Raw genomic sequence first — 25,352 nt, forward strand, 5'->3', positions numbered from 1 at the left:
ACTACACCTAGGCTTCGTGTTAGCGCTAAATTTTGCATTCGCAGTCATTGTTTGCTAATGTCATGTTTTATTGATTTACGGCAATGAGTGTGCGGATAGTGTTCTCGTACCAACGAGGAAGTCCAGGGCAAATTCTTATCAACAGTGTCACTTAAGAAGAGACGAAATGAATTTAGCAAAAATGAAAGTCGGAACGCGCCTGGGCCTCGGATTCGCCCTGGTACTGTTGTTCCTGATCGCCGTGACCACGGTCGGCATCTTCCGCATGGCACAGATCCAGGACCGCCTGGACCATGTCATCAGCGTCAATAACGTCGTCTCGCGCCTGGTGCTCGACATGCGCGCCAACGTCAACGACCGTATCAGCTCGCTGCGCGTGCTGACCTTGATGACCGACGCCGCCGACATGGAACCGGAACTGAACCGCGTCAAGGAACTGGCGTCCAAGTACACGGACGCCCAGAACAAGCTGAGCGCGCAATTCGCCAAGGAATCGATCCCTGAGGAAAAAGCGCTGCTGGCCACGATCAAGGAGCAGGAAGGCCTGGCCATGCCGGCGATCGCCAAGGCGACCGAGATGTGGTTGGCGAGCAATGCCGAAGGCGCGACCCGCGTGCTGATCAAGGAAATCCGTCCGGCCCAGAAAAAATGGATGACCGCGCTCGATCAACTGGCCGCGCTGGAAGACAAGCTGAACGCCGAAATGCAGGTCGACGCCGCCAAGGGCTTCTCCAGCGGCCGCACCTTCATGATCATCATGGGCCTGCTGGCGGTCGGTATCTCGATCGTCGCCGCGCTGGTCATCACCCGCGGCCTGCTCAAGCAGCTGGGCGGCGAGCCGGACTACACCGCCTCGATCGCCAGCAGCATCGCCAACGGCGACCTGGCCGTGTCCATCGACACCAGCGGCAACGACAAGGACAGCCTGCTGTTCGAAATGAAGGAAATGCGCAACAGCCTGGTGGACATCGTCGGCCAGGTCCGTTCGGGTACCGAAACCATCGGCACCGCCTCGCGCGAGATCGCCGCCGGCAATATCGACCTGTCGGCCCGCACCGAAATGCAAGCCAGCTCGCTGGAAAAAACCGCCTCGGCGATGGAAGAGTTGACCTCGACCGTGAAACAAAACGCCGACAACGCCCGTGAAGCCAACCAGCTGGCGTCGGTGGCGTCGGACGTGGCGATCAAGGGCGGCAAGGTGGTGTCGGAAGTGGTCAACACCATGAGCTCGATCGACGCGTCGGCCAAGAAGATCGTCGACATCATCGGCGTGATCGACGGCATCGCTTTCCAAACCAACATCCTGGCGCTGAACGCCGCCGTCGAGGCGGCCCGTGCCGGCGAGCAGGGCCGCGGCTTCGCCGTGGTGGCGTCGGAAGTGCGCAACCTGGCCCAGCGTTCCGCTGGCGCCGCCAAGGAAATCAAGATGCTGATCGACGACTCGGTCGAGAAGGTCGGCGCCGGCACCAAGCTGGTCGGCCAGGCCGGCGTGACGATGGATGAAGTGGTCGCCTCGGTGCGCCGCGTGACCGACATCATGAGCGAGATCGCCAACGCCAGCCAGGAACAAAGCGCTGGCATCGAACAGGTCAACCTGTCCATTATCGAGATGGACAGCATGACCCAGCAAAACGCCGCGCTGGTGGAAGAATCCGCCGCCGCAGCACAAAGCTTGCAAGACCAGGCCTCCGAGTTGTCCCGGGTGGTCAGCATCTTCAAGCTGGTGGAAGGCGAGGAGCGCGTCGCCGCTCCGGTATTTACGCCGGCCCCGAAGGCAGTGGTCAAGCCGATCACCGCCGCCCGCGCTCCTGTGAAGAAATTGGCCGCCAAGCCGGCCGCAGCGATCGCCAAACCGAAGAAGGTCGTCAACGCCCCGAGCAGCAACGGCGCCGACGAGTGGGAAGAGTTTTAAGCTTGCCTCGGCCTGCTGTCGCCCTTTGCGACACGTGTGCGGGCCTTGGCGTCTATCTAATCAGTGTCTAAAAATAATTGTTGGGAAATACAAATGAACAAGTTTTCGATCATCGCCGCCGTCGTTCTGTCCGCCGTCTCCGCCGTCACCATCGCCGCCGAAGTGCCGGCCTCGCTCGACGCCAAGAACTGCAAGGCCGAATACCCGAAGGCATCGCTGATGAATGAAGAGCAGGGCGACGTCAAGATGTCGTTCCTGGTCGGCGCCGACGGCAACGTCGTCGAGTCGAAGCTGGAAAAGTCGAGCGGTTTCAAGAACCTCGACAAAGCGGCGCTGAAGGCGCTGAGCGGTTGCAAGTTCAAGCCGGGCACCAAGGACGGCGCGGTAGCACAGACCTGGACCAAGGTCGACTATAGCTGGAAGCTGTAACACCTGTCTCAAGTGGCCATGCCGGGCGCATGGCCGATTGCCGAATCCATCCACTAGGGGAAATCAGATGTCTACAAATAAGCGTTGGTTGAGTGTGGTTGCAGCAGTGCTCGTGTCGAGCGTTCCAGCGGCGTTCGCCGCCGAAGTGCCGGCCAGTTTCGACGCCAAAAACTGCAAAGCGGAATATCCGAAAGCGTCGCTGATGAACGAAGAGCAGGGCACGGTGTCGATGTCGTTCCTGATCAAGGCCGACGGCTCGGTATCCGATTCCAAGCTCGACAAGACGAGCGGCTTCAAGAATCTGGACAAGGCCGCCATCAAGGCGCTGAGCGCCTGCAAATTCAAGCCGGGCACCAAGGACGGCGCGCCGGCCGAGACCTGGACCAAGGTCGACTACGCCTGGAAGCTGGACTAAGCATAGTCCCGCAGGGCAATACCAAAAGGAGCCGCATTCGGCTCCTTTTTTTTCGCCCGTATTATTACGTGTAACAAGCTGTAATCGGGCTGCGGACGCGCTAAACTTCCTTATATAGTACGATACTGGAACAAGGAGATTTGTCATGAAGATTATCTTTGCCGTGGTCGGCGCGCTGCTGGCGCTCACCGGGTGCGCAGTGCAGCAGCCGTATTACACCACCGCCCAGGTACAGGATCCCTACCAGTGGCGCACCGTATCCGTGACGCCGTCGAACCGCGCCCCGGGCAGCGCCCCGGCGACCGTCTACACGACCGAGGAACTGCCGGCGCCGAGCTCGCGCGTGGTCTACGCCGAACCGGTGAGTACCACCACGTATGTCGTGGCGCCGCCGGTCTATTACGCGCCGGCGCCCGTGTATTACCAGCCGGCACCGTCGTATTACTACCCGCCGGTCTCCATCGGCCTGGACTTCTCGTTCAGCCGCTTCTCGGGCGGCCATCGCGGCGGCTGGGGACGGGGTGGCTGGGGCCGTGGCGGCTATCGCCGTTGATCGCCGGCCGCTGATTTCAATCGCGGACACAAAAAATCCCGCCAGGCCTCATGGGCCTGGCGGGATTTTTACATCCGTTCGGGAATTTCTCCGCGCCTTGGTCCCGGCGCACCAGGAAACTAGCGCAGCACGTAGACCGATGCCTGGCCCAGTGCGTTACCCTCTACCAACACATAAGTCGAAGCGCATGCAAGACTGAGCAGTAATGCGCCGTATGCGAAGTGGAGATAGCGTGCCATGACAGACTCCCGGGTTGGGTGAGGGTTGTTGATGTCTCCAGAATAGTCTTAAGGCTACATTAAGAACATCAGCAAAATGTCCGGCGGCGTGTAGGACAACACGCCGTCTCTATCTTTTTACCAACTTCTTACTTGGTTTTCCACAGCACGACGGGGCCGGCCGGGGCGGTATCGGCGGCGTTGGAGATTTCGAGCCAGCGTTGCAAACCTTCCGGCTGCTTCAAGTGGATGCCCATGCCGTCGATCAGGCCGACCTGATCGAGCATCTTGGCGTCGATCTTGGCTTTGGATACGGTGGGCGCGCCCATGACCATGCGGTCGTAGGCTTTGCGCGCCTTGTTTTCCCATTTGTGCAGGCTGCTGTCCTCGAAGCGGTTGGCTTCGAAGTAGACGGTCAGCGAACCGTCCGGGTTGCCGTAGCCGACGATGCCCGAACCGCTGCGGATGGCGCTGTTGCTGCCGGGGTCGAACATTTCCGATGGGACGAATACGCCGGCGCGGCCGTCGATATCCGGACGGCCGACGGGCGTGTCTTTGCTATAGGTACTGACTTCTGAGAGGGATTTTGGTTCAGACATGGCTGCGCTGTAGGTAAGACTTAGATGACGTAATTCGGGGAGCGAAGTGGCCGCTGATTGGTGCCGAAAGGCATCCTCATTGTAGCGCCAATTTAGTGCCATTGGGCAATGGCTGGCAAAATTATTCTGAGATCAAGCATCGATTTTCGTAGGGCGGATTAGGCGGCACGCCGTAATCGGCCATTGCATGGGCCGTCGCGACGCATGCAGTGGCCGATTACGCTGCGCTAATCCGCCCTACGTGGCTTAGAGGGATTTGCTGGGCATGCGGATGGCGTCGAAGAAGAAGCCTTTCCAGTGGACGACCAAGCGGTTTCGGGATTTGATGTACACCTCGGTGCAACTCACGTAGACAGCCGTGACAGGATTTGGCAGTCCCAGTTTTTTCGCGCTCGCATGCGCTTGGTCGCGGAAAAATTTATTTGTTTCAGCCTTGGTGATTTCAAAGCTCGGCGAGTCACACACCCGAGCGCCAAGTTGAACTTTATCGCGATCGATCGTGATGATTTGACCTACCAAAGCCTCCGCCTCTTGGTCGTCGAGAGAGGTGATGTCGGAGGAATCGAGCACGGCTGTCAGCTTCCACCTGCCAATAACGGATGTGTCCAGCTGCTCCGCTGCATACACGGGTTGTGTGGACGAACAAATGAAAGCCAGCACCGTTACCCCCACACGGAGAAGATCGCTTAAACGAAGATAGAGCATTTCTTACCCCTTGGTTGATTTGTTCGAAGTCGATGCGGCCTGAACGCCGATGCGAAACGGTGCGCTTTCCTCTGCTCTGCGCTTGATTAAGCCGGGCGCGATGACTAACTTGCCTCCGATACGCACGCGTATCATCGTGGATATGTTCGAGGCGGCGCCGGCAAAATCTTTCCTGTTGAGATACTTGTAGGTGTCTAGTGAGCCGCTAACTCCGGCGTTGTAGGTGAGGCTGACGATAGCGTCAAATTGTTCCTGGTTTAGTTCAGTGACTACGCAGCGCTTCACACCTCGTTCGGCCTCGGCCACGCGACGTTCGAACTCAATCTCAACGGAAGTGACACTGACCTTCTTCCCAAGCTCTTCCTCGCTGCAGACGCCCCTGTGCGCGAGGATGCCCGCACCCCAGGTGCAGTGGCCTTTGTTCTTCCCCATGTCGTTGTAATATTTATAGACGGCCCGTTCGGTGGAACGCATCCTTGCTTTAGCCGCCAGACTCATGCGCATGTGCGCGTTGGGGTTGGCGGCGGAATTTGAGGAAGGCATATTAGACTTTCCAAGTGGATTGAAAATCTAATTTACATCCCTCCCAGCCTTTGACCTTGAGTGGCATCACGGCTGGCGCTGAGGCACGGCATGTGAGCTTTAAGCCAGGGTCAATTCAAGATGCTTGCCAAGCGCGCGAAGTGCTTGCTCAATGCTTTCGAGCGTTGATATATGCCGCACATCGATTAGGCGGGTAATGCGCAATCGTCTCCATTCGGCGGGCCAGCTCGGACGTGCCGGCTTTCTGAGCCCACATTTCGTTTAACAGGAGAACCTTGGCCAAAATGTTGGCCGGTAGGGAGTCAGGCGCTCGCCCCACCGGGCTTCTGGAGTCCGCATAACGCAAAAAGCCCAGTCAGAGACTGGGCTTTTCACTTTATTCCGTGGGGTGGCTGATGGGGCTCGAACCCACGACAACAGGAATCACAATCCTGGACTCTACCAACTGAGCTACAGCCACCACTGTCTTACTTCAACTATCCAGCTATTCGCTGAACAGGTGCCGAATTATACAAGCCTGATTTGAATCCTGCAAATCTAAATGCAAAGTTTCCCGTGAAAGATGACGTTTTGCTCAGACATCAACTTTCTCGACCGGCGGACGCAAGCCCAGCAGCTTGTCGAAGGCGGGCGCCAGGGCGCTGACCTCTGCCGTGGTGTAGCCGCGCAGGGTGGGCTCGGCAATACCGGCGGCCGGCGGCACACGCAGCAGGCCGGCCGCCTCCAGCAGGCGCACCAGCTGGCGCGCCACGGCGTCGCCGGTGTCGATCAGGGTCACGTCGGTGCGCGCGTGATCGTGCAGCACGCGTTCGATGCCATTCTTGATGAAGGGATAGTGGGTGCAGCCGAGCACCAGCGTATCGGCGCCCTGGTCCAGCAGCGGGGCGACATAGCGCTCCAGCATGGCGCCGATGGCCGGCGTCTCCAGGTCGCCCTGTTCGATCAAGTCGACCAGCCCGACGGCCGGTTGCAACAGGAACTCGGTATTGCTGGCGGCGGAGATCTGCTCGCGCAGTTGCAGGAACTTTTCACCCTTGAGCGTGCGCGCTGTCGCCAGCACGCCCACCTTGCCGTTGCGCGTGGCGGCCACGGCCGGTTTGAGGCCCGGTTCGACGCCGACCACCGGCAAATCCGGATAGCGCGCGCGCACCGCCTTGATGGCGGCCACGGTGGCGGTGTTGCAGGCCACCACCAGCGCCTTGGCGCCGTGCGCCAGCAGGAAATCCGTCACGGCCAGCGCGCGGTCGACGACAAACTGTTCGGTCTTGTCGCCATACGGCGCGTGGCCGGAATCGGCGAAGTACATCAGGTGTTCGTGCGGCAGCTGCGCGCGGATGTGGCGCAGCACCGACAGCCCGCCCACGCCGGAATCGAAAACGCCGATGGGCGAGTCAACCAGGGCGTCGGCCGAACGGGGGCGGGCGCTGGTCATCAGGCGGTGACGACCGGGATGTTCAACTGCTCGATCTTGGCTTTCCACTCCGCCGGGCCGGTGTTGTGCACCGAGGTGCCGGCCGCGTCGACGGCCACCGTCACCGGCATGTCGACCACGTCGAACTCGTAGATCGCTTCCATGCCCATGTCGGCGAAGCCCAGCACCTTGGCGCCCTTGATCGCCTTGGAAACCAGGTAGGCCGAGCCGCCGACCGCCATCAGGTAGGCCGACTGGTGCTTCTTGATCGACTCGATGGCGACCGGGCCGCGCTCGGCCTTGCCGATCATCGCGATCAGGCCGGTTTGCTCGAGCATCATGTCGGTGAACTTGTCCATGCGGGTGGCGGTGGTCGGGCCGGCCGGGCCGACGACTTCGTCACGCACCGGATCGACCGGGCCGACGTAGTAGATCACGCGGTTCTTGAAGTCGACCGGCAATTCCTCGCCCTTGGCCAGCATGTCCTGGATGCGCTTGTGCGCGGCGTCGCGGCCGGTCAGCATTTTGCCGTTGAGCAGCAGGGTCTGGCCCGGCTTCCACGAGGCGACTTCTTCCTTCGTCAGGGTGTTGAGGTCGACGCGCTTCGATTTCTCGGTGTCCGGCGCCCACGAGACGTCCGGCCAGGTCGACAGCGGAGGCGGCGTCATGTAGGCGGGGCCCGAGCCATCCAGCACGAAGTGGCCGTGGCGGGTGGCCGCGCAGTTCGGGATCATCGCCACCGGCTTGGAGGCCGCGTGGGTTGGGTGCATCATGATTTTCACGTCCAGCACGGTCGTCAGGCCGCCCAGGCCCTGCGCGCCGATGCCCAGCGAGTTGATCTTGTCGCACAGCTCGATGCGCAGCTCTTCGAGCTTGTTCTGCGGGCCGCGCTGCTTGAGCTCGAACATGTCGATGTCTTCCATCAGCACCTCCTTGGCCATCAGCATGGCCTTCTCGGCGGTGCCGCCGATGCCGATGCCCAGCATGCCCGGCGGGCACCAGCCGGCGCCCATGGTCGGCACGGTCTTCATGACCCAGTCGATCAGCGAATCGGACGGGTTCATCATGATCATCTTGGATTTGTTCTCCGAGCCGCCGCCCTTGGCCGCGACCTTGACGTCGACCGTATTCCCTTCGACCAGTTCCATATGGACCACGGCCGGCGTATTGTCCTTGGTGTTCTTGCGGTCGAAATGCGGGTCGGCGACGATGGAGGCGCGCAGTTTGTTGTCGTCGAAGTTGTAGGCGCGGCGCACGCCCTCGTTGACGGCGTCGGTGACGGTGCCGGTGAAGCCCTCGAAGCGCACGCCCATGCCGATTTTCAGGAAGACGTTGACGATGCCGGTGTCCTGGCAGATCGGACGCTTGCCTTCCGCGCACATGCGCGAGTTCGTCAGGATCTGCGCGATCGCGTCCTTGGCCGCCGGGCTCTGCTCGTGCTCGTAGGCGCGCGCCAGGTGCTCGATGTAGTCGGCGGGGTGGTAGTAGCTGATGTACTGGAGCGCGGCGGCAACGGATTCGATCAGGTCTTCTTGCTTTATGATGGTCATGATGTTCTCGCGAGGGAAGGATGGTGCTTAGTGGGACTTGGAATCTTGGTGCGTCATCGTCGTCAGGCGGTCGGTGTAGGCGATCGCCATGGCGGACAACAGGAAAGCGATGTGGATTACGGTTTGCGCGATCAGCACCTTGGGCTCGTAGGAAGCGGCGTTGATGAACGTCTTCAGCAGATGGATCGACGAAATGCCGATGATCGCCATGGCCAGTTTGGTTTTCAGCACTGACGCGTTCACGTGCGACAGCCACTCGGGCTGGTCCGGATGGCTCTCCAGGTTCATGCGCGAGACGAAGGTTTCGTAGCCACCGATGATGACCATGACCAGCAGGTTGGAAATCATGACCACGTCGATCAGGCCCAGCACCACCAGCATGATGGTGGTTTCATTGAGTTTGGTCGGCATGGCGCCGCCGCCGGGTACGGCCACGGCCTGGAAGATATGCTGCAGCGCCGCCTCGTTGCCCATGGCCGCGCCGATCAGGTCCTTGAGCTCGACCCAGAAATGGAACACGTAGACGCACTGTGCCAGGATCAGGCCCAAATACAGCGGCAACTGCAGCCAGCGGGTCATGAAGATAAACGCTGGCAGCGGGCGCAGCTTGGGTTTAGGATCGGTCATTAAAGCGGTACTCCTGAAAATAAGGCAGACTAGATAAAGGTTGCCGACATTTTACACGTGCTGCTCAGCTGCCGCACCGCCGTGTTGCGGCGCAACGCCGAAGCGTAATGCAGGGGAAATGTTGGTAAAATTGTACAGCGCAGCATCGGCGGCAGCGGCTAGCAGTCTGTAAGGGTTCAGTAAGCGACAAAGTTTATGTTGGTGCAAAACACTACAACAATGGAGACACGTATGAGCAGCACAACCACACAACAAGGTCCACAGGAATCCCGCATCTTCACGCCGCCGGCGGAGTTTGTCGCCCAAGCCACGGTCGCCGGCATGGAAGCCTACAACGCGCTGTGCGCCGAAGCGGAGGCCGATTACGAAGGCTTCTGGTCGCGCCTGGCGAAAGAACATCTGGTCTGGCAAAAGCCATTCACCAAAACCCTCAACGAAGACAACGCGCCGTTCTACAAATGGTTCGAGGACGGCCACCTGAACGTCTCGTACAACTGCCTCGACCGCAACCTGCAGAACGGCAACGCCGACAAGACCGCCATCATCTTCGAGGCGGACGACGGCATGTCGACCAACGTCAGCTACCGCGAGTTGCACGAAAAAGTCTGCAAATTCGCCAACGGCCTCAAATCGCGCGGCATCAAAAAGGGTGACCGCGTCATTATCTACATGTCGATGTCGGTCGAAGGCGTGGCCGCGATGCAAGCGTGCGCCCGCATCGGCGCCACGCACTCGGTCGTGTTCGGCGGCTTCTCGGCCAAATCGCTGCAGGAGCGCATCATCGACGCCGGCGCGGTCGCCGTCATCACCGCCGACGAGCAACTGCGCGGCGGCAAGCACCTGCCATTGAAAGCCATCGTCGACGAAGCGCTGGCGTTGGGCGGCTGCGACACCATCAAGGACGTCATCGTCTACCGCCGCACCGGCGGCACGATCGCCTTCAAGGAAGGGCGCGACCTCTGGCTGCACGAACTGGTCGCCAGCCAGCCGGCTGAATGCGAACCGGAATGGGTCGACGCCGAGCACCCGCTGTTCATCCTCTACACGTCCGGCTCCACCGGCACCCCGAAAGGCGTGCAGCACTCGAGCGGCGGCTACCTGCTGTGGGCCGCGCTGACGATGAAATGGAGCTTTGACATCAAGCCGAGCGACGTCTACTGGTGTACCGCCGACATCGGCTGGGTGACCGGCCACAGCTACATCGCCTACGGCCCGACGGCGGTCGGCGCCACGCAAGTGGTGTTCGAAGGCATCCCGACCTTCCCCAACGCCGGGCGTTTCTGGGACACCATCGCCAAGCACAAGGTCAGCATCTTCTACACCGCGCCGACGGCGATCCGCTCGCTGATCAAAGCCTCGGACGTCGATCCGAAAGTGCACCCGAAAAACTACGACCTGACGTCGCTGCGCCTGCTCGGCACCGTGGGCGAGCCGATCAATCCGGAAGCCTGGATGTGGTACTACACGCAAGTGGGCGGCGAAAAATGCCCGATCGTCGACACCTTCTGGCAGACCGAAACGGGCGGCCACATGATCACGCCGCTGCCGGGCGCCACGCCGATGGTGCCGGGCTCGTGCACCTTGCCGCTGCCGGGCATCATGACCGCCATCGTCGATGAAGCCGGCGTCGACGTCCCGAACGGGCAGGGCGGCATCCTGGTGGTCAAGCGTCCATGGCCGTCGATGATCCGCACCATCTGGAACAACCCCGAGCGCTTCAAGACCAGCTACTTCCCGGAAGAACTGGGCGGCAAGATGTACCTCGCCGGCGACGGCGCCATCCGCAACAAGGACACCGGCTACTTCACCATCACCGGCCGCATCGACGACGTGCTGAATGTCTCGGGCCACCGCATGGGCACGATGGAAATCGAATCGGCGCTGGTGGCCAACCCGCTGGTGGCGGAAGCGGCGGTGGTCGGCAAGCCGGACGACACCACGGGCGAATCGATCTGCGCCTTCGTCGTGCTCAAGCAGGCGCGGCCGACCGGCGACGAAGCCAAGAAGCTCGCGCTGGAGCTGCGCAACTGGGTCGCGAAAGAGATCGGCCCGATCGCCAAGCCGAAGGAAATCCGCTTCGGCGACAACCTGCCGAAGACGCGCTCGGGCAAGATCATGCGGCGCCTGCTGCGGGTGCTGGCCAAGGGGGAAACGATCACGCAGGACGTCTCCACCCTGGAAAACCCGGCCATCCTCGAGCAGCTCAAGGAAGCTTCCTGACCGGTTGAAGCGGCGGCGCGCCGGCGAATGCCGGCCGCGCCGCCGGATCAGCGTGGCGCCAGCATCCTGTCCACGCGTTCGGACAGCGCATCGATATTAAACGGCTTGGTCATCACCTCGACGCCCTCGTCGAGCTGGCCGCCGCCGAACACGGCCGTTTGCGCATAGCCGGTCAAAAACAGCACGCGCATGTCGGGCCGGTTCACGCGGCCGGCCTCCGCCATCTGGCGCCCGTTCATCCCGCCGGGCAAGCCCACATCGGTGATCAGCAAATCCACATGCACGTCCGACAGCAGCAGCTCCAGACCGGTGGCGCTATCGGCCGCCTCGATCACCTTATAGCCCATATCCTCCAGAATATCGACGATCAGCAAGCGCACGCTCGGTTCGTCGTCGACCACCAGCACGGTCTCGTGTGTGCCATGGTGGACCGGCAGCGACGGCAGCGACGGCGCCGGCACCGGCTCGGCCACGCTATCGTGGCGGGGCAGATAGATGCACACGGTCGTACCGCGCCCCACCTCCGAATAGATACGCACCAGGCCACCGGACTGCTTGGCGAAGCCGTACACCATCGACAAGCCCAAGCCGGTGCCCTCGCCGGGCTGCTTGGTGGTAAAGAAAGGCTCGAACACCCGGCTCATCACCTCCGGCGCGATACCGGTGCCGGAATCGGTCACGCTCAGCGACAGATACTCGCCCTCGGGCATTTGCTGGGCGGCGGCGGCCTTCTGGTTCAAGTGCTGGTTGGCGGTCGCGATACGGATATGGCCGCCGTCCGGCATCGCATCGCGCGCGTTGATGCACAGGTTCAGCAGCGAATTCTCCAATTGGGACGGATCGACCAGCGCGGTCCACAGATCGGCCGCCTCGATGACCTCGATGGCCACGGCCGGGCCGACGGTACGGCGCAGCAAGTCCTCCATGCCCAGGACCAGGCGGTTTACGTCGGTCGGTTTCGGATCGAGGGTCTGCTGGCGGGAAAAAGCCAGCAAGCGATGGGTCAACGACGACGCCCGTTTGGCCGCATCGCTGGCCACATCGATATAGCGGGCGATATCGCCGAAGCGTCCCTGGCTGGCGCGCAACTCCAGCATCTCCAGGCTACCGGTGATACCCGCCAACAGGTTATTGAAATCATGGGCCAGGCCGCCGGTGAGTTGTCCCACGGCCTCCATCTTCTGGGCTTGGCGCAGGGCATCCTCGGCCGAGCGCAGCGCCTCGGCGTTCTCGCGTTCCGACGTGAAATCGCGGCCGACGGCATAGATGCTATCGGCGTCCGGCTGGGTGGACCACGAGATCCAGCGGTAGCTGCCGTCCTTATGGCGATAACGGTTATCGAAGCGGGTATGGTAGCCGCCATCGGCCAGGAACTGCACGGCGTCGAGGGTACGGTCGATATCGTCGGGATGGATCAGTTTCAGCAGACTAACGCCGACCAGATCGGCCTCGTCCCAGCCCAGCACATCCTTCCACGCCGGATTAACGCTCTTGATCTGGCCGTCGAAGCCGCAGCGCAGCATGATATCGGCGGACAGCTCCCACAGGCGGTTGCGGTCGCGGGTGGTTTCATCGACGGTGCGTTCCAGCGTCTCCTGGGCGCGGTGGATCGCGATCTCCTTGCGCACCTGCTCGGTGATCTCGATACCCTGGTTGAACAGGCCGACGATGGTGCCGTCCTCGCCGGTGATGGGCGCGGCGGAAAAGTTCCAGATGGTTTGTTCCATCTGGCCGTTACGCATGATCATCAGCTCGACGTTGGAGCTGGAGAAGCCGATGCCGGTCTTCATGGCTTCGTAGAATTGCGGGGCGACTTCGTCCCACACGCTGCCCCACACCTCGGCCACGGGTTTGCCGAGGGCGGCGGGGTGGCGGTCGGCCATCGACGGGACGTAGGCGTCGTTGTAGAGCATGCACAGGTCGGGGCCCCACAGGATGGTGCCGAGGATGGGCGAGTTCAGGCAGGCGGACACGACCGAGCGCAGCGATTGCGGCCAGGTGTGGGGATCGCCCAGGCATGTTTTCGACCAATCGTGGCTGCGCATTCGGGCGCCCATTTCGCCGCCGTTGTCCATGAATGAAAGCGAGGTCGTCATAGTGGTCTTTTGGTGTCGCTTTTTTAGCTGTTCGGTCTGGTCTTTTGGACGGTTCCTGGGTGTTATGGTGGTGTTGGAGTGTTTGTTTGGGGCTTTGGTGCTTTTGCCGGGGCGCGGTTGGGGGCCAGGCGGAGGGATATCGGGTCGCCGCCACGGGGTTAGCGGGCCGCTTAGCGGCTGCGTGGGGGACGCGGGTTATTGTAGCGTAGGAAGTGGCGGGGTTGGTTGCATGTGGGAGGGGAAATAAAGTTGGTGGTCTGGGGAATGTTTGCTATAATTCGCGGCTTCTCCGAGAGGGGAAGGAATGCAGGAGAGGTGGATGAGCGGTTGAAGTCGCACGCCTGGAAAGCGTGTATAGGGTCAAACCTATCGGGGGTTCGAATCCCCCTCTCTCCGCCAAGAATAGAAATGTGAAAAAGGCCACCCTCGGGTGGCCTTTTTGCATTTCTTTCGTGGCGGAGAGAAGCAAGCCCCCTGCGGGGCTTGCGCGGGGGATTCGAAGGCCTCGCCCCTGCAGGGGCGTGCCTCTTCGAATCGGCTGACTGCCGCCGCGTAAGCGGTGGCGCGCCGGGAGGCGCTGCGCGGAGCGCAAAAAATTCCTATCGACACTATTTCACTTAATCATTTGTCCGAATGTCAGACTTGACCCTCGATGCGCTACTACCGCCGCGCGAAGCGACTGTGTGCTGTTAATGCTCTACGGCGTGGTCGGAAGTATGCAGTTTGAACCTATCACGGCCGCACCCGTTACAATCTCAAACTTTGCGTGAAAATGCCGAGCAAATTTCAGACGCACTGGACAATTGGTTAGCGCTAATTCTGCTTACCAAATCGGCATTGCGAGGTTTACAATGAATTATCGCCATGTCATTCAGGGCAGAGATGCAATGGCTTTTAAGGGGCAATGATGAACGGAAAGATACTTCGGCAGCTAATCAAAGCTGGCACCACTGGGGATTCAGCGGTGTTTCGTCGCGCGTCAGAAGCAATTATCGAAAATGAGCGGCAGAAACAACACCACTTGCTTGCCAACGATCTAGAGCGGATTCTGTATGGGGATCACCAGATCGTGAACCCTAGTCGTGCGAACAAGTTACCAACGTCCCCTGTTGATAAAGAACGTGGGTTTCCCTTGTTGGACATTAGGCAGCCGCAACGCTCGCTAGAAGAACTTATCGTTAGCCCTGCGAGTGTGGCTGCGGTTGATGACTTGCTTGAGGAGCATAGACGCTCCGATTTGCTGCGTAGCTATGGAATGAAGGCAGCGGGAAAAGTTCTGTTTTATGGTCCGCCTGGGTGCGGTAAGACCTTGGCTGCTGAAGTCATTGCTTTTGAACTCGACATGCCTCTCGCAATAGTGCGCCTTGACGCATTGGTGTCATCGTTCTTAGGCCAAACTGCGGCGAATCTGCGGCAGGTATTCGAATTTGTCGCGGAACACTCAATGGTCGTTCTGTTTGACGAATTTGACGCTATCGGCAAGGAGCGTGACGACAGTAGTGAGCACGGTGAACTTCGCCGGGTTGTGAATGCTGTGTTGCAGATGATGGATGCCTATCAAGGGCAGAGCCTAATTTTGGCTGCTACCAATCATGAGCAAATTTTGGACACTGCAATTTGGCGGCGCTTTGATGACACTATAGAGTTTTTATTACCTGAGTCGGCACAGATTGTTCAGCTCTTGCAGCTGAAGCTACGGGGCATTAGGCGGCAATTTGAGCTGGATGATGTAGATGTCGTAAACGCATTTAAGGGAATGAGCGGAGCCGATATCGAACGAACTATACGGCGCGCGGTGAAGCATATGATTCTGAGGAGTCAGGAGTTTTTGACCGTAAAGGATCTCAAAAATGCCCTAACGAGAGAAAGTCGGCGTAATATTAGGTAACGCTGACTCTGTCATAGGGATGAAATGGAATCTGACTTCAAGCACTTAACTATTAAAAGAGAAGTTTTAAAAAATCCCCGACGCACGCGCAATCCTCCGTTTTTCGTAAAACGGGAGGATTTAAGGGCACATGGAAATCGGCTGAACGCTTATTTTGCTACGGCTCGTGAGGCTGTTCGTGCTCAAATTCCCTCATCAACGCAAAACTATATTCTCAAGCTTCAATACGAGGGTACTTTAACGTTCGAGAATCTTCAAATCCACGGTGTAGAGTTCATCAGCCAAGAGGACAACCAAGTATGCGTGGTGTTCGCTGATGAGCAGGGCTTGATGAAGTTTTCGGATCATCTAGATAGGCTCGGACGGAATGATACCGATATAACGTATAAGCAAATCCTTGAGGCATTGAGCGGCATTGACTGCTGGACTGAGGCGGACCGAACGAGCTGGGCTATTCAACGTAAAGGGCTTCCAAAGGACGAGTCCTTTAAGCTGGATGTTGAGCTTTGGCCCATTTATGCAGTAAACCATCCCGAACGACTTCGGCTTTGCCGCGCTTTTGAGGCATGGCTTGTCACTGAAAAAATTCACACTCTTGATAAAGTGAACTTAGACAGCCTTTTGATGTATAGGCTACAAGTAACACATTCTCAGGCCAAAGAGTTGTTGAATCACATGGATGTTCGTTGTGTTGATTTGCTGCCAGACTCTGGAATTGAATATAACTTCCAGCTCAATCGAGACATCGAGACCATCCCCCAAAACATTCCTTCGCCAGACGCATCGGCTGCGAAAATTTGTATCCTTGATAGTGGTGTTAATGGCAATCATCCTCTCTTACGGTCTTCGATGGCCGAGGGAGCTAGCTTCATTGCCGACGGAGATGAAAGTGATCAAAATGGGCATGGAACTGCTGTAGCTAGTGTTGCCCTTTATGGTGATTTAGAAGCATGTAATGCTAGCGATTTCTGGCATCCGGAGCTATGGATTTATAGTGGCAGAGTTCTTGATGCGAACGGTAATTTCGATGTTAAAACAATCGAATCTACCCTGATTGAAGCGGTAAACTATTTTTCCGATCTTGGTTGCCGTATTTTTAATATTTCGTTTGGCAATGCCAATTCTCCATATGATCAACGGCACATCCGAGGCATCGCATACACTCTGGATCGATTGGCAAGGAATAAAGGCATTGTATTTGTTGTCTCAGCTGGAAATTTTAGTGGAAGCGAAGAACCGCCAGTTCCAAAGCATAGTTGGCGAGAAGAGTATCCAGAGTATCTAATCCACTGCGAAAGCCGATTAATTGATCCAGCCCCAGCTTTGAACGTTCTGACTGTTGGGAGCCTGGCTCGGCACAATGCCACAAAGGATGCTCAACAGCGAGAGAATGATATTTCTCAACTCTCACCAGCTAACGAAAATCAGCCGTCACCGTTTACACGGCATGGTCCCAGTGTAAAAGGGGCGCTAAAACCAGAGCTTGTTGCACATGGCGGTAACTTCGCAAATCCCATTAGATTTGGAAAGCAATACAAAGCTGTCGATTCCCGCTTGGGGGTGTTGGCGTGCCGACATGACTTTGTAGGTAACACTTTATTTTGTGAAAAATCTGGCACCAGCTTTGCTGCGCCGTATGTTTCTCATTTGGCTGGTCGTTTTCTTAATCAATATCCGAATTCGTCCGAAAATTTAGTCCGTGCTATGTTGGTTAACCATGCGGCGCTGATTGGTGAGGTGGATAATACGTTCTCTGCGGAAATGAAGAAGGCATATAAAGATGACCCCAAAACCCTTCATCGTGAAATTGCTCGCGACGTGGCTGGATACGGCGTTGTTAATGAAGATTTGTTGTATAGGTCGTCAGAGAACGCAGTCGTCTTAATGATTGAGGATTCGATTGAAAATGATTCGCACCAGTTCTTTGAATTACCGTTGCCACCTGAGTTTTTGCGTTCAAAACGTGCATCGCGTGAGTTGAGAATTTCGCTCGCTTACACGCCAGAAGTCCGAACTACGCGCATCGAATACACAGCGACAAAGATTAGCTTCCGATTCGTCAAGGGAGCAAGTTTGGAGGCGGTAGCGAAACACTTCAATCATGATACGCAGGCCACTGAAGAGTCCAGGAATGACGACGCAGCGCCGAACAGGATTATTACTTCACAGACCCGTGACAAAGGCACAGTGCAGGCGTCAATTTGGCAGTTTCGGCAGTGTAAACCGACCGAAAAGTGGTTCGTTGTAGTAACTCGTCAAGATCGAGAATGGGGGAAGGCGGTCGCACTAGAGCAGGAGCCTTACGCTTTGGCGATTACAGTGACGGATTTTGAAAATGCCGAGGCTGAGCTATATACGCAGATACAGGCCAAAATCCGGTCGCGTATTCAGGCTCAAGAGCGGAGTCAGGCGCAGGAGCGCCAACGAGGACGGGCATAAGCTTAAGCTGATGTCGTTGTGATCATGCAACGATGTGTAAATATATTTTGGTCGCCTAGGCAGGTTGAATTGAAGAAGTCTCCTTAAAATTCATTTTTCCGTATGCATTCTTTTTTGGCGGTATTGGTGACGGTATGGGGCCTATTTTGAACTGAGAACCGTAGTATTCATGCGGGTCCCAAGGAATGATTCGACTTCCCCTCTCGAATAGAAATGTAAAAAGGGCCACCCTCGGGTGGCGTTTTTGCATTTCTTTCGTGGCGGAGAGAAGCAGAGCCCCTGCGGGCTCTGCGCGGTCGCCAAGGCGGCCGGTTCGAAAGCTTCGCCCGCACAGGCGTGCCGCTCCGAATCGCCTGACTGCCGCCGCATAAGCGGTGGCGCGCCGTGAGGCGCAGCGCGCAGAGAAAAAAATCCCTCCCGGCACTATTTTGCTCGGTATTTGTGAGGTTTGCAGACTTATGTCCAAGTGAGCGGGCCTGTTCGTCGAGTATGAGTATCTTGCGAATTCCAGAGATCGATACGTTGTATACCCGTCGAAAGATTGCGAGTGGGGGAGTGTTTTGATATCGCTGAAGCTTGGTGCCACAACGGTATTGGCTGAATAGCTTGAGTGGACGGCGAGATCACAGGATGGTTGCATTGTGCTCATGTGCGCCAAGTAACGGTGTAAATACCGTCTCCGTGCAATCCTTCTGGCACACACTATTCAAAAGAGGAAATCATGAGCGATGATCTGACCAAAACCGGCGCGCAAGACCGCGCCCGCATCAATGTCAAAGAGGCACACGAAATTACCTATTGGACCAACGAGCTGGGTGTGACCAAGGACCGGCTGCAACAGCTGGTGAAGGAAGTTGGGCCCAGCGCCAAGGCGGTCCGGGAAAAGTTGGCTGAAGGATAGCCTATTTAGATATTTTCAGGGTACTTGCGGATATTAAGAGGCCGAATGGGTAGGCACGCGCTCTGGGCGGAGATTTATAGCTGAAGGGTCTCGAGCGTGCTTTCGTTCAGTTCACCGGATTGTTCATCCAATCCGTCATTAGGTCCACAACCGCTTTTTCCTGACCGATGAAGCCGTGGTAGTGCATGGCCTCGCAAACGTCGCCGCTCGGAGTGCCGCCGCCATTAACCATCACCAATTTCTTGACTGATGTGTTTTTCAACCCCTTCATGATCCAGTCCAGGTCGTAAGGCTGGCAGATCGGGCAGGCGTCGCTGGCGTGATGCACCACCAGCACTGGCAGCTTGAGCGCGGCGAGGTTCTGCGACGGCACCGCACCCTGTTTCTTGTAAGCGGTCACGCTGGAGGTCAGCACCAGACCGGCGATACCGGCGTCGGCAGTGCTGCCAATGGCGACATAGGTGGCCGATATGGTGCCGCGACTGGTGCCGACCAGCCAGATCGGCACCGGACTCTTGGTGCGCACGAATTCCAGCGCGGCGCGCACATCGGCCAGGTGTTTTTCGTTGACGCGGTCGCTGTAGTCTAGCGCCGGCGTATCGCTGGGCAGCCCGAAGATGGCGACGTTGAAGCCGTCCGCGAGGAACAGCGCCACGCTGCGCGCGAGGAAGTTGCGGCTGGTCGGCTTGCCGTCGACTATCTTGCCGTAGCCGCCATTTCCGCCTGTGAACAGGAACACCGTCGCCTTGGCGCCGTCCTGCGCTTCCCAATAGACGCTGGTCTCAACGCCGGGGCGGGTGGGGACCTGAAAGGTCTGCCCGCCTGCTTGCGCCGCAAAGCTGCAAACCAGCAGCGCCCATCCAGCCAACCAGCGGAGTACCGTCATCGTATATTCTCGGGAAAAATACGAAAATAGCATAGTCTTCAGGGGAGAGCGAATATCCTCCCTTTCCTTCGCCATGCTGCGGTTGCGGCGCGTAAGGCGCGGCGAGCCGAAGGAACGAGATCAAACAGATTTGAGAGTCTTCGATTCGGCTTCGATAGGATGACGCGCTCCGTGCGACAGCAGCCCGCTACGGGTTTTAGCGAATCTCATACAACGCCTCGATCACCCAAGCCAGATCGATCCCCGGCTCGTCCCTAAAGGTCAGGAAGAACGACATCGCCCAACCCGGATTGAGCAAAGTATTCCAGCGAGAAAATTCAGCTTCCGAGTATGCGGAAAGGAATGCCTCGTAGACCAACTTCTCCGCGTCGACAAAAGTGCAGGCGCCGTCCCAATACGTATTGAATTGAGCTGCGAGAACAAGTTTCCTCATGGCGCCACCTCCGGTGTATGTCAACCGAATGCATTTGTCTTGAGGCTTTATACGCGGAGGGGGCTGGAACGGTTTCAACCAGGTGGCAGCTGACTCGGCGCCTAATCCACAATAACTTTGTTAGTATTATTTTTACAATCTAAACTTGGAGGAGTTGAAGATGAAAAAATGCATGATGCAAGTCGCCATGGCCGTCGCGTCCCTATTTGTAGCCGGTACAGCCAGCGCGGAGGTGAAAGTCCATCTGACGGAACGCTATGCCTCAGGCGCCGTCTTCGACGGCATCCTCACCTTCACCGACGGCCTGGCCGGGCTGAGCGGCGTCGCCGGCACGCTCAGCGGCAGCCAGTACGGTTCCATCAGCATGAACTACACCTGGAACGCGTACAGCAACGGCGGTCCCGCAGGTATCGACCATGACAACATATCGATCACCTTCGAGGATTGGTTGATCCCTTACGAATCCGCATCACCATTCCCGATCATCGGTATATCGTGGGTTCCCGCGGCGAATCCCGAGCTCATCCTGCACTTTGGCACGCCGTACTACACAGGCATATCGGGCGCCAACTTCTCGGACGCGCTGATGAGCTACAGCAGCCGAACCCTGACACCCGTGCCCGAACCGGCAACCTACGCGACGATGCTCGGCGGGCTAGGACTGCTCGGCTTCATGGCGCGCCGCCGGCAAAGGCGTGGGTGAGGTCAATGCAGCAGCCTCCTTCCGACTCGTTGGCTTCAACAGGAAATGTGCCAACGCCGGCAACAACACCAGTGCTCCCACCATATTCCACAGGAACATAAACGCCAGCAGTATCCCCATGTCCGCCTGGAACTTGATCGGCGAGAAAATCCACGTCGCCACCGCGATCGCCAAGGTGATCCCGGTCAGCAGCACCACGCGCCCGGTGAACTCCAGCGCGTGGTGGAAGGCGTCGGACAAATTCGCTCCGCCGCGCATCCGCGCCAGCACCACGCTGAGCACATATAGCGCATAGTCGACGCCGATCCCCACCCCCAGCGCGATGACGGGCAGGGTGGCCACCTTCACGCCCATGCCCAGCCACACCATCAACACCTCGCACAGGATCGAGGTCAGCACCAGCGGCAGCACCGCAACCACCACCGCGCGCCAGGAGCGGAAGGTGAGGTAGCACAGCAAGGTCACCGCGCCGTAGACCCAGAACAGCATCTCGCGCATGGCTTTCTTGACGACGATGTTGGTCGCCGCCTCGATGCCGGCGCTGCCGGCCGCGAGCAGGAACCTGGCCTCGGGCGTGCCGTGGCGCCCGGAGAATTGCTCGACCAGGCCGACCACGCCACTCAAGGTCGCGGCCTTGTGGTCCTTCAGATACACATACAGCGACAGCATCGAGCAGCTTTGATTGAACAGCTCACGCGGCGCGCGTGTTTGCACCGCGCCCAGCGCGCTCTGGTTCGGCGTCAGGTTGTACCACTTGAAGTTGCCTTCGTTGTAGCCGGTGGCGGCCAGCTTGCTGAGCAGCGCCATGGAATTGGTCGCCTCCACGCCTGGCAGTTGCTCCAGCTGCCAGGCCAGCGCGTCGACCTTGGCCAAGGTGTCGTACTGCGTGCACTGGTCGGCGCCGGTCTTGATCATGACCACCAGTACGTCCGCGCTGGCGGCGTAGTTGCTGACCATGAAGGCGTTGTCGCGGTTGTAGCGCGAGTCGGCCCGCAGTTCCGGCGCGCCGGGATCGAGGTCGCCCACCTGCAGTTGCAGGCTGACGGCGAAGCCGAGCACGGCCAGGATGCCGCTGACCAGCAAGGTCAAGGTGGCCCAGCGGCGCTGGGTGAAGCGGTCGAGAAACACCCACAGCCGTGGCTTGGGGGAGTCCTGCGCGCCCGCTTGCAGGCTGCGCTCGGCCGCCTTGAGGCTGACGCCGGTGTACGACAGCAGGATGGGCAGCAACACCAGGTTAGTGAAGATCAGCACGGCCACGCCGATGCTGGCGATTACCGCCAGGTCCTGGATCACCTTGATCGGAATCATCGTCAGCACCATGAAGCCGACCGCGTCGCACAGCAGCGCCGCCATGCCGGCCGCGAACAGGCGCCGGAAGGTGTAGCGCGCGGCAACGACCTTGTGCGTGCCGCGTCCAACGTCCTGCATGATGCCGTTCATCTTTTGCGCGCCGTGGCTCATGCCGATGGCAAACACCAGGAAGGGCACCAGCACCGAATACGGATCGAGCTCATAGCCCAGCGTTGCCAGCAGGCCGAACTGCCACAGCACCGCCACCAGCGAGCACAGCATCACCAGCATGGTGCTGCGCCAGCAGCGCGTGTACCAGTACAGCACGGCCGTGGCGATGCCGATCGCGACGACGAAGAACACCAGCACCTGCCGCAACCCGTCGATCAGGTCGCCCATGATCTTGGTGAAGCCGGTGATGTGGATCTGCACGCCTTGTTGCTGGTACTTGGCGCGGATGGTTTCCAGTTGTTGCGAGAAGGCGTGGTAGTCGAGCGCCTTGCCGGTCTGCGGATTGATGTCGAGCAGCGGCACGAACAGCACGCTGGACTGGTAGTTGGCGGCAACGATCTGGCCGATCTCGCCCGACCGCGCGACGTTAGCGCGCAGCACGTCGATGCTGGCGGCCGAGCCGTCGTAGTCGCCGGGGATGACGGTGCCGCCGTCGAGACCATCCTCGGTCACGGCCGTCCAGCGTGTGTTGGCGGTCCACAGCGACTTCATGTACGGACGGTCGACCCCGGGCAGCAGATAGATCTCGTCGTTCATCTTCTGCAAGGTGGTCAGATAGGCCGGCGTGAAGATGTCGCCCTGCGGCACGGCGACGGCGATCCGCAACGCGTTGCCCAGGCCGCTCAAATCGCTCTTGTTCTCCAGGTAGTTGACCACGTACGGATGGCTGGTCGGGATCATCTTTTCGAAGCTGGCGTTGAGCGTCAGGCGGGTCGCCTGGAAGCCCAGCAGCGCCGTGATCAGCAAGCACAGCAGCACGATCAGCGGCCGGTGGTTGAACAGCGCCCGCTCGGCCAGGTTGCCGGAGCGCTTGTCGAAGTCGCGCAGCGCACGGATCACCGGTTGCTGCTGCATGTCATTGTCAATGTTCATGAATTCAGTCGGGTTTGATTAGCTGCTGGCGCTTGAGGCCGCGCAGGCCGGCGACGATCAAGTGCTGGTCGTCGGCCTGGACCAGCGCGGCGGCCGGGGAGGGCTGTGGATTGGGCTGGCGGGTGAAGGTACGGCCACGGTCGCCGCTGAGCAGCACGTCGCCGCCCTGGCTGAGCAGGGCCAGCGTGCCGTCGGCCAGCTCGACGCCGGCGCTGAAGGTTAGCTGCGAGCCGGTCTCGATCTGCTTCCAGCTATTGCCCTGGTCGCCCGACCAGTACGCCGTGCCGCGCAGGCCGAAGACGACGACCTCGCCGCCGTGCGCCGTCACCAGTCCGAAGTAGCTGCCTTTGTAGGGCGAGGCCAGCGCCGAGAAGCTGGCGCCGCCGTCGAGCGAACGGAACAGGCTGCCTTGTTCGCCCACCAGATAGAGCGCGCCGCCGGCCGCGCGCATGCCGTACAGATGCAGGCTCTTCGGATTGGGCACGCGGCCCTGCCACGGTGTCCAGGTCTTGCCGGCGTCGGTGGTGCGGAACAGCAGGTTGTAGGCGCCCAGGATGTAGCCGGTACTCGCGTCCTGGAAATACAGTTCCAGGAAGGGCTTGTCCGGACCGTCCGCGCGCAGGTGCTCGGCGGCCGTCTTCTCCTGCGGCGTGACGGCGGCGCGCAGCGCGAGTTTGGCGGCCTGGATGCCGTCCAACTGCTTTTGCCAGCTCAGGCCGCCGTCGACCGTGTGCAGCACCACGCCCAGGTGGCCCACCGCCCAGCCGCTCCGTTCGTTGACGAACTGCACGGCGGTCAGGCTCACCTGAACCGGCGTGCGGACCTGGCGCCAGCTGCCGCCCTGGTCGTCGGACAGCAGCACGATGCCGCGCTCGCCCACCGCCACCAGACGCTTGCCGGCGCGCGTCACCGCCAGCATGGCCGCCGTGCCGGACTTGGCGGCGATGACGGACGGCTGGGTCAGCGCGTCCGGTACCGACACGGGCGTTGCTTGCGCGAAGGCCGCCGCCGGCGCGAGGGAAGCCAGCAGCAATGCCGGCAGCATGTGATTCCGCGTCATCATCAGCGCGCGCCCTGGTTGGCCAATTCCTCCGGCCCGAAGTAGCTCAGCGGCAGGCGCGGAATGGCCTTGTACTGGTTCGGCGTTTCATTGGCGGAAGCGTTGAGCAGGTAGGCGCCGGTCTGCACGTTGTAGACGCCCCACATGACGTTGGCGAGCAGGGCCGGCAGGTCCGGCGCCAGCAAGGTCAGCGCATAGTTGCTGCGCCAGATCTGGCCCTGGGCATCGTAGCCGTCGATCTGGATGATCTGCCAGGTGTCCTCGTCCAGGTAGTAGCGGCGCTTGCCCACCACGTGGCGCTTGCCGGGCGCGACCGTCGCCTCGACCTCCCACACCCGGTGCAGTTCCCAGCGCACCAGGTCGGGATTGAGGAATTGCGGACCCATCAGGTCGGCGATCTTGGCGGACGCCGCGCGGTTGTTGTTGTACGGGATGTACATCTCTTTCTTGCCGATCAGCTTGAGCTGGTGGTGGTCGATCGGCCCGAACAGCATGAACGCCTCGTCGACGAAGCCGATGCCGGAGGCGACCGAGTCGGGCGTGTCGTAGGCCACCGACGGCGCCCTCCGCACGCGGCGCTGGCCGACCAGGTATTGCCACAGCGCGCGCGGAGCGGCCGCGTTCAGGCCGTCGTGCGCGAGGATGCCTTCGCCCGCCTTGGACGCCGGCGCGCGCGTGATCAGGCGGCCGTACTGGTAGATGCCGTCCATCTTGTCCAGGCTGCCTTCCTTGAAGTAGTAGGGGCGTGTCAAGGTTTGCTCGGCCTCGTTGGCCAAGGTGCGCTTGCCGTCCGGCGGCACGATCCAGGTGCGGCTGGCGTAGATGGCGGTGTCGCCGACCCAGGCCAGGCGGTGGTTCCAGATCGCCTCGTAGCCGGTCTTGGGAATCGGGAACGGAATGCCGCCGTAGGCGCCGTCGACCCCGTAGCCATCGTCGACGATCTTGGCGCCGGTCGCGTTCTTGAAGGTGTTGTCGTAGACCCAGGACGGCGCGCCGCCGGTGCGGTGGGTGGGGTAGATGTCGAGCCGGTAGGTCGGATACTTCTTCAGCATGGCGACGGTTCCGGCCGCCAGCTTGGCGGCGTACTGGTCGACGTTCTTGCCGGTGATGCTCAGCACCGGTTTTTCCGACGCGAACGGATCGGCGCGGGCATCGCCCGGCTTGTACCCGGGGGCGACCTTGTTGTAGACGCCTTCCCACGCGGGAATGGTGCCGTCCTTGTTGGCGGCCTTCTCGGCGCCGAACGGGGTCAGCGTGGTCTTCAGCGCGGCGGCTTCCTCGGCGGTGGCGGCGTGCGACTGGCCGGCGACGAAAGCCAGGGCGATCGCGCAGGCGAGCATGTTCAATTGTGGTTTCATGATGTTTCCCTG

At 59.7% G+C, this 25,352-nt stretch carries 21 protein-coding genes and 2 tRNA genes; 10 read left to right on the forward strand and 13 right to left on the reverse strand.

Translation table 11 applies throughout. The features are described from left to right. Positions 1–166: 166 nt before the first annotated feature. From MRBLMU1_RS13850 to MRBLMU1_RS13865, 4 genes are all read left to right on the forward strand, one after another. Complete coding sequence (locus tag MRBLMU1_RS13850) at positions 167–1,912, forward strand: methyl-accepting chemotaxis protein (RefSeq protein WP_363502221.1); 1,746 nt, start codon at positions 167–169, stop codon at positions 1,910–1,912. Between the two features lie 93 nt (positions 1,913–2,005). After that, positions 2,006–2,341, forward strand: a complete 336-nt coding sequence (locus tag MRBLMU1_RS13855) for an energy transducer TonB (RefSeq protein ID WP_363502223.1) — start codon at positions 2,006–2,008, stop codon at positions 2,339–2,341. Positions 2,342–2,408: 67 nt separating this feature from the next. Further along, positions 2,409–2,756, forward strand: coding sequence for an energy transducer TonB (locus MRBLMU1_RS13860; RefSeq protein ID WP_363502225.1), 348 nt, complete (start codon positions 2,409–2,411; stop codon positions 2,754–2,756). A 145-nt stretch (positions 2,757–2,901) separates the two neighbouring features. Beyond that, a complete protein-coding gene (locus MRBLMU1_RS13865; RefSeq protein ID WP_363502227.1) occupies positions 2,902–3,309 on the forward strand; it encodes a hypothetical protein in 408 nt (135 codons plus the stop codon). 367 nt (positions 3,310–3,676) lie between these two features. Here the strand turns inward: MRBLMU1_RS13865 and MRBLMU1_RS13870 are convergent, their stop codons facing one another. The 7 genes from MRBLMU1_RS13870 to MRBLMU1_RS13900 form a co-directional block, all read right to left on the reverse strand. Then, entirely contained in the window at positions 3,677–4,126 is a 450-nt protein-coding gene (locus MRBLMU1_RS13870) for a hypothetical protein (RefSeq protein ID WP_363502229.1), read from the reverse strand. Between the two features lie 246 nt (positions 4,127–4,372). Continuing rightward, positions 4,373–4,831 (reverse strand): hypothetical protein, encoded by a 459-nt coding sequence (locus MRBLMU1_RS13875; protein WP_363502231.1) that lies wholly within the window; start codon positions 4,829–4,831, stop codon positions 4,373–4,375. Between the two features lie 3 nt (positions 4,832–4,834). Next, positions 4,835–5,374 carry a lysozyme gene (locus MRBLMU1_RS13880; protein WP_363502233.1) on the reverse strand — a complete coding sequence of 180 codons (540 nt, stop codon included), beginning with the start codon at positions 5,372–5,374 and terminating at the stop codon, positions 4,835–4,837. 384 nt (positions 5,375–5,758) lie between these two features. Further along, a tRNA-His gene (locus MRBLMU1_RS13885) sits at positions 5,759–5,834 on the reverse strand. 114 nt (positions 5,835–5,948) lie between these two features. Beyond that, positions 5,949–6,806 carry a glutamate racemase gene (gene murI / locus MRBLMU1_RS13890; protein WP_363502235.1) on the reverse strand — a complete coding sequence of 286 codons (858 nt, stop codon included), beginning with the start codon at positions 6,804–6,806 and terminating at the stop codon, positions 5,949–5,951. Beyond that, a complete protein-coding gene (locus MRBLMU1_RS13895; protein ID WP_315221144.1) occupies positions 6,806–8,335 on the reverse strand; it encodes a fumarate hydratase in 1,530 nt (509 codons plus the stop codon). The genes murI and MRBLMU1_RS13895 overlap by 1 nt, the downstream gene beginning before the upstream one ends. A gap of 27 nt (positions 8,336–8,362) precedes the next feature. Beyond that, positions 8,363–8,962 (reverse strand): TIGR00645 family protein, encoded by a 600-nt coding sequence (locus MRBLMU1_RS13900; RefSeq protein ID WP_363502237.1) that lies wholly within the window; start codon positions 8,960–8,962, stop codon positions 8,363–8,365. Positions 8,963–9,193: 231 nt separating this feature from the next. On the opposite strand from MRBLMU1_RS13900, the gene acs reads away from it, so the two are divergent. Then, positions 9,194–11,182, forward strand: a complete 1,989-nt coding sequence (gene acs / locus MRBLMU1_RS13905) for an acetate--CoA ligase (protein ID WP_363502239.1) — start codon at positions 9,194–9,196, stop codon at positions 11,180–11,182. Positions 11,183–11,229: 47 nt separating this feature from the next. Here the strand turns inward: acs and MRBLMU1_RS13910 are convergent, their stop codons facing one another. Next, positions 11,230–13,278, reverse strand: coding sequence for a hybrid sensor histidine kinase/response regulator (locus MRBLMU1_RS13910; protein WP_363502241.1), 2,049 nt, complete (start codon positions 13,276–13,278; stop codon positions 11,230–11,232). Between the two features lie 309 nt (positions 13,279–13,587). On the opposite strand from MRBLMU1_RS13910, the gene MRBLMU1_RS13915 reads away from it, so the two are divergent. The 4 genes from MRBLMU1_RS13915 to MRBLMU1_RS13930 all read left to right on the forward strand — a co-directional run bounded on the left by MRBLMU1_RS13915 (position 13,588) and on the right by MRBLMU1_RS13930 (position 18,506). Further along, positions 13,588–13,677 (forward strand) — tRNA-Ser (locus tag MRBLMU1_RS13915). A 505-nt stretch (positions 13,678–14,182) separates the two neighbouring features. After that, positions 14,183–15,166, forward strand: a complete 984-nt coding sequence (locus tag MRBLMU1_RS13920) for an AAA family ATPase (RefSeq protein ID WP_363502243.1) — start codon at positions 14,183–14,185, stop codon at positions 15,164–15,166. Positions 15,167–15,190: 24 nt separating this feature from the next. Continuing rightward, a complete protein-coding gene (locus tag MRBLMU1_RS13925; protein WP_363502245.1) occupies positions 15,191–17,605 on the forward strand; it encodes a S8 family peptidase in 2,415 nt (804 codons plus the stop codon). A gap of 721 nt (positions 17,606–18,326) precedes the next feature. Then, entirely contained in the window at positions 18,327–18,506 is a 180-nt protein-coding gene (locus tag MRBLMU1_RS13930) for a DUF3606 domain-containing protein (RefSeq protein ID WP_363502247.1), read from the forward strand. A gap of 106 nt (positions 18,507–18,612) precedes the next feature. Here MRBLMU1_RS13930 and MRBLMU1_RS13935 read toward each other — a convergent pair whose 3' ends face one another. Then, positions 18,613–19,392 (reverse strand): alpha/beta hydrolase, encoded by a 780-nt coding sequence (locus tag MRBLMU1_RS13935; RefSeq protein ID WP_363502249.1) that lies wholly within the window; start codon positions 19,390–19,392, stop codon positions 18,613–18,615. 196 nt (positions 19,393–19,588) lie between these two features. Then, positions 19,589–19,825, reverse strand: coding sequence for a hypothetical protein (locus MRBLMU1_RS13940; RefSeq protein ID WP_363502251.1), 237 nt, complete (start codon positions 19,823–19,825; stop codon positions 19,589–19,591). Between the two features lie 160 nt (positions 19,826–19,985). Here MRBLMU1_RS13940 and MRBLMU1_RS13945 point away from each other — a divergent pair, with 160 nt between their 5' ends. Continuing rightward, positions 19,986–20,528: an FxDxF family PEP-CTERM protein gene (locus MRBLMU1_RS13945; protein ID WP_363502253.1), complete on the forward strand. Its 543-nt coding sequence runs from the start codon at positions 19,986–19,988 to the stop codon at positions 20,526–20,528. Here MRBLMU1_RS13945 and MRBLMU1_RS13950 read toward each other — a convergent pair. The 3 genes from MRBLMU1_RS13950 to MRBLMU1_RS13960 are packed head-to-tail and all read right to left on the reverse strand — an operon-like array spanning position 20,481 to position 25,340. Further along, complete coding sequence (locus MRBLMU1_RS13950) at positions 20,481–22,922, reverse strand: efflux RND transporter permease subunit (RefSeq protein ID WP_363502255.1); 2,442 nt, start codon at positions 22,920–22,922, stop codon at positions 20,481–20,483. The genes MRBLMU1_RS13945 and MRBLMU1_RS13950 overlap by 48 nt on opposite strands. A 4-nt stretch (positions 22,923–22,926) precedes the next feature. Beyond that, positions 22,927–23,985, reverse strand: coding sequence for a WD40/YVTN/BNR-like repeat-containing protein (locus tag MRBLMU1_RS13955; protein WP_363502257.1), 1,059 nt, complete (start codon positions 23,983–23,985; stop codon positions 22,927–22,929). After that, the gene (locus MRBLMU1_RS13960; protein ID WP_363502259.1) at positions 23,985–25,340 is read right to left on the reverse strand and encodes a DUF1329 domain-containing protein; all 1,356 of its coding nucleotides are present in this window, start codon (positions 25,338–25,340) and stop codon (positions 23,985–23,987) included. The genes MRBLMU1_RS13955 and MRBLMU1_RS13960 overlap by 1 nt, the downstream gene beginning before the upstream one ends. Positions 25,341–25,352 lie beyond the last annotated feature (12 nt).

The organism is Burkholderia sp. LMU1-1-1.1 (assembly GCF_040675865.1).
Taxonomy (GTDB): Bacteria; Pseudomonadota; Gammaproteobacteria; order Burkholderiales; family Burkholderiaceae_D; genus Rugamonas.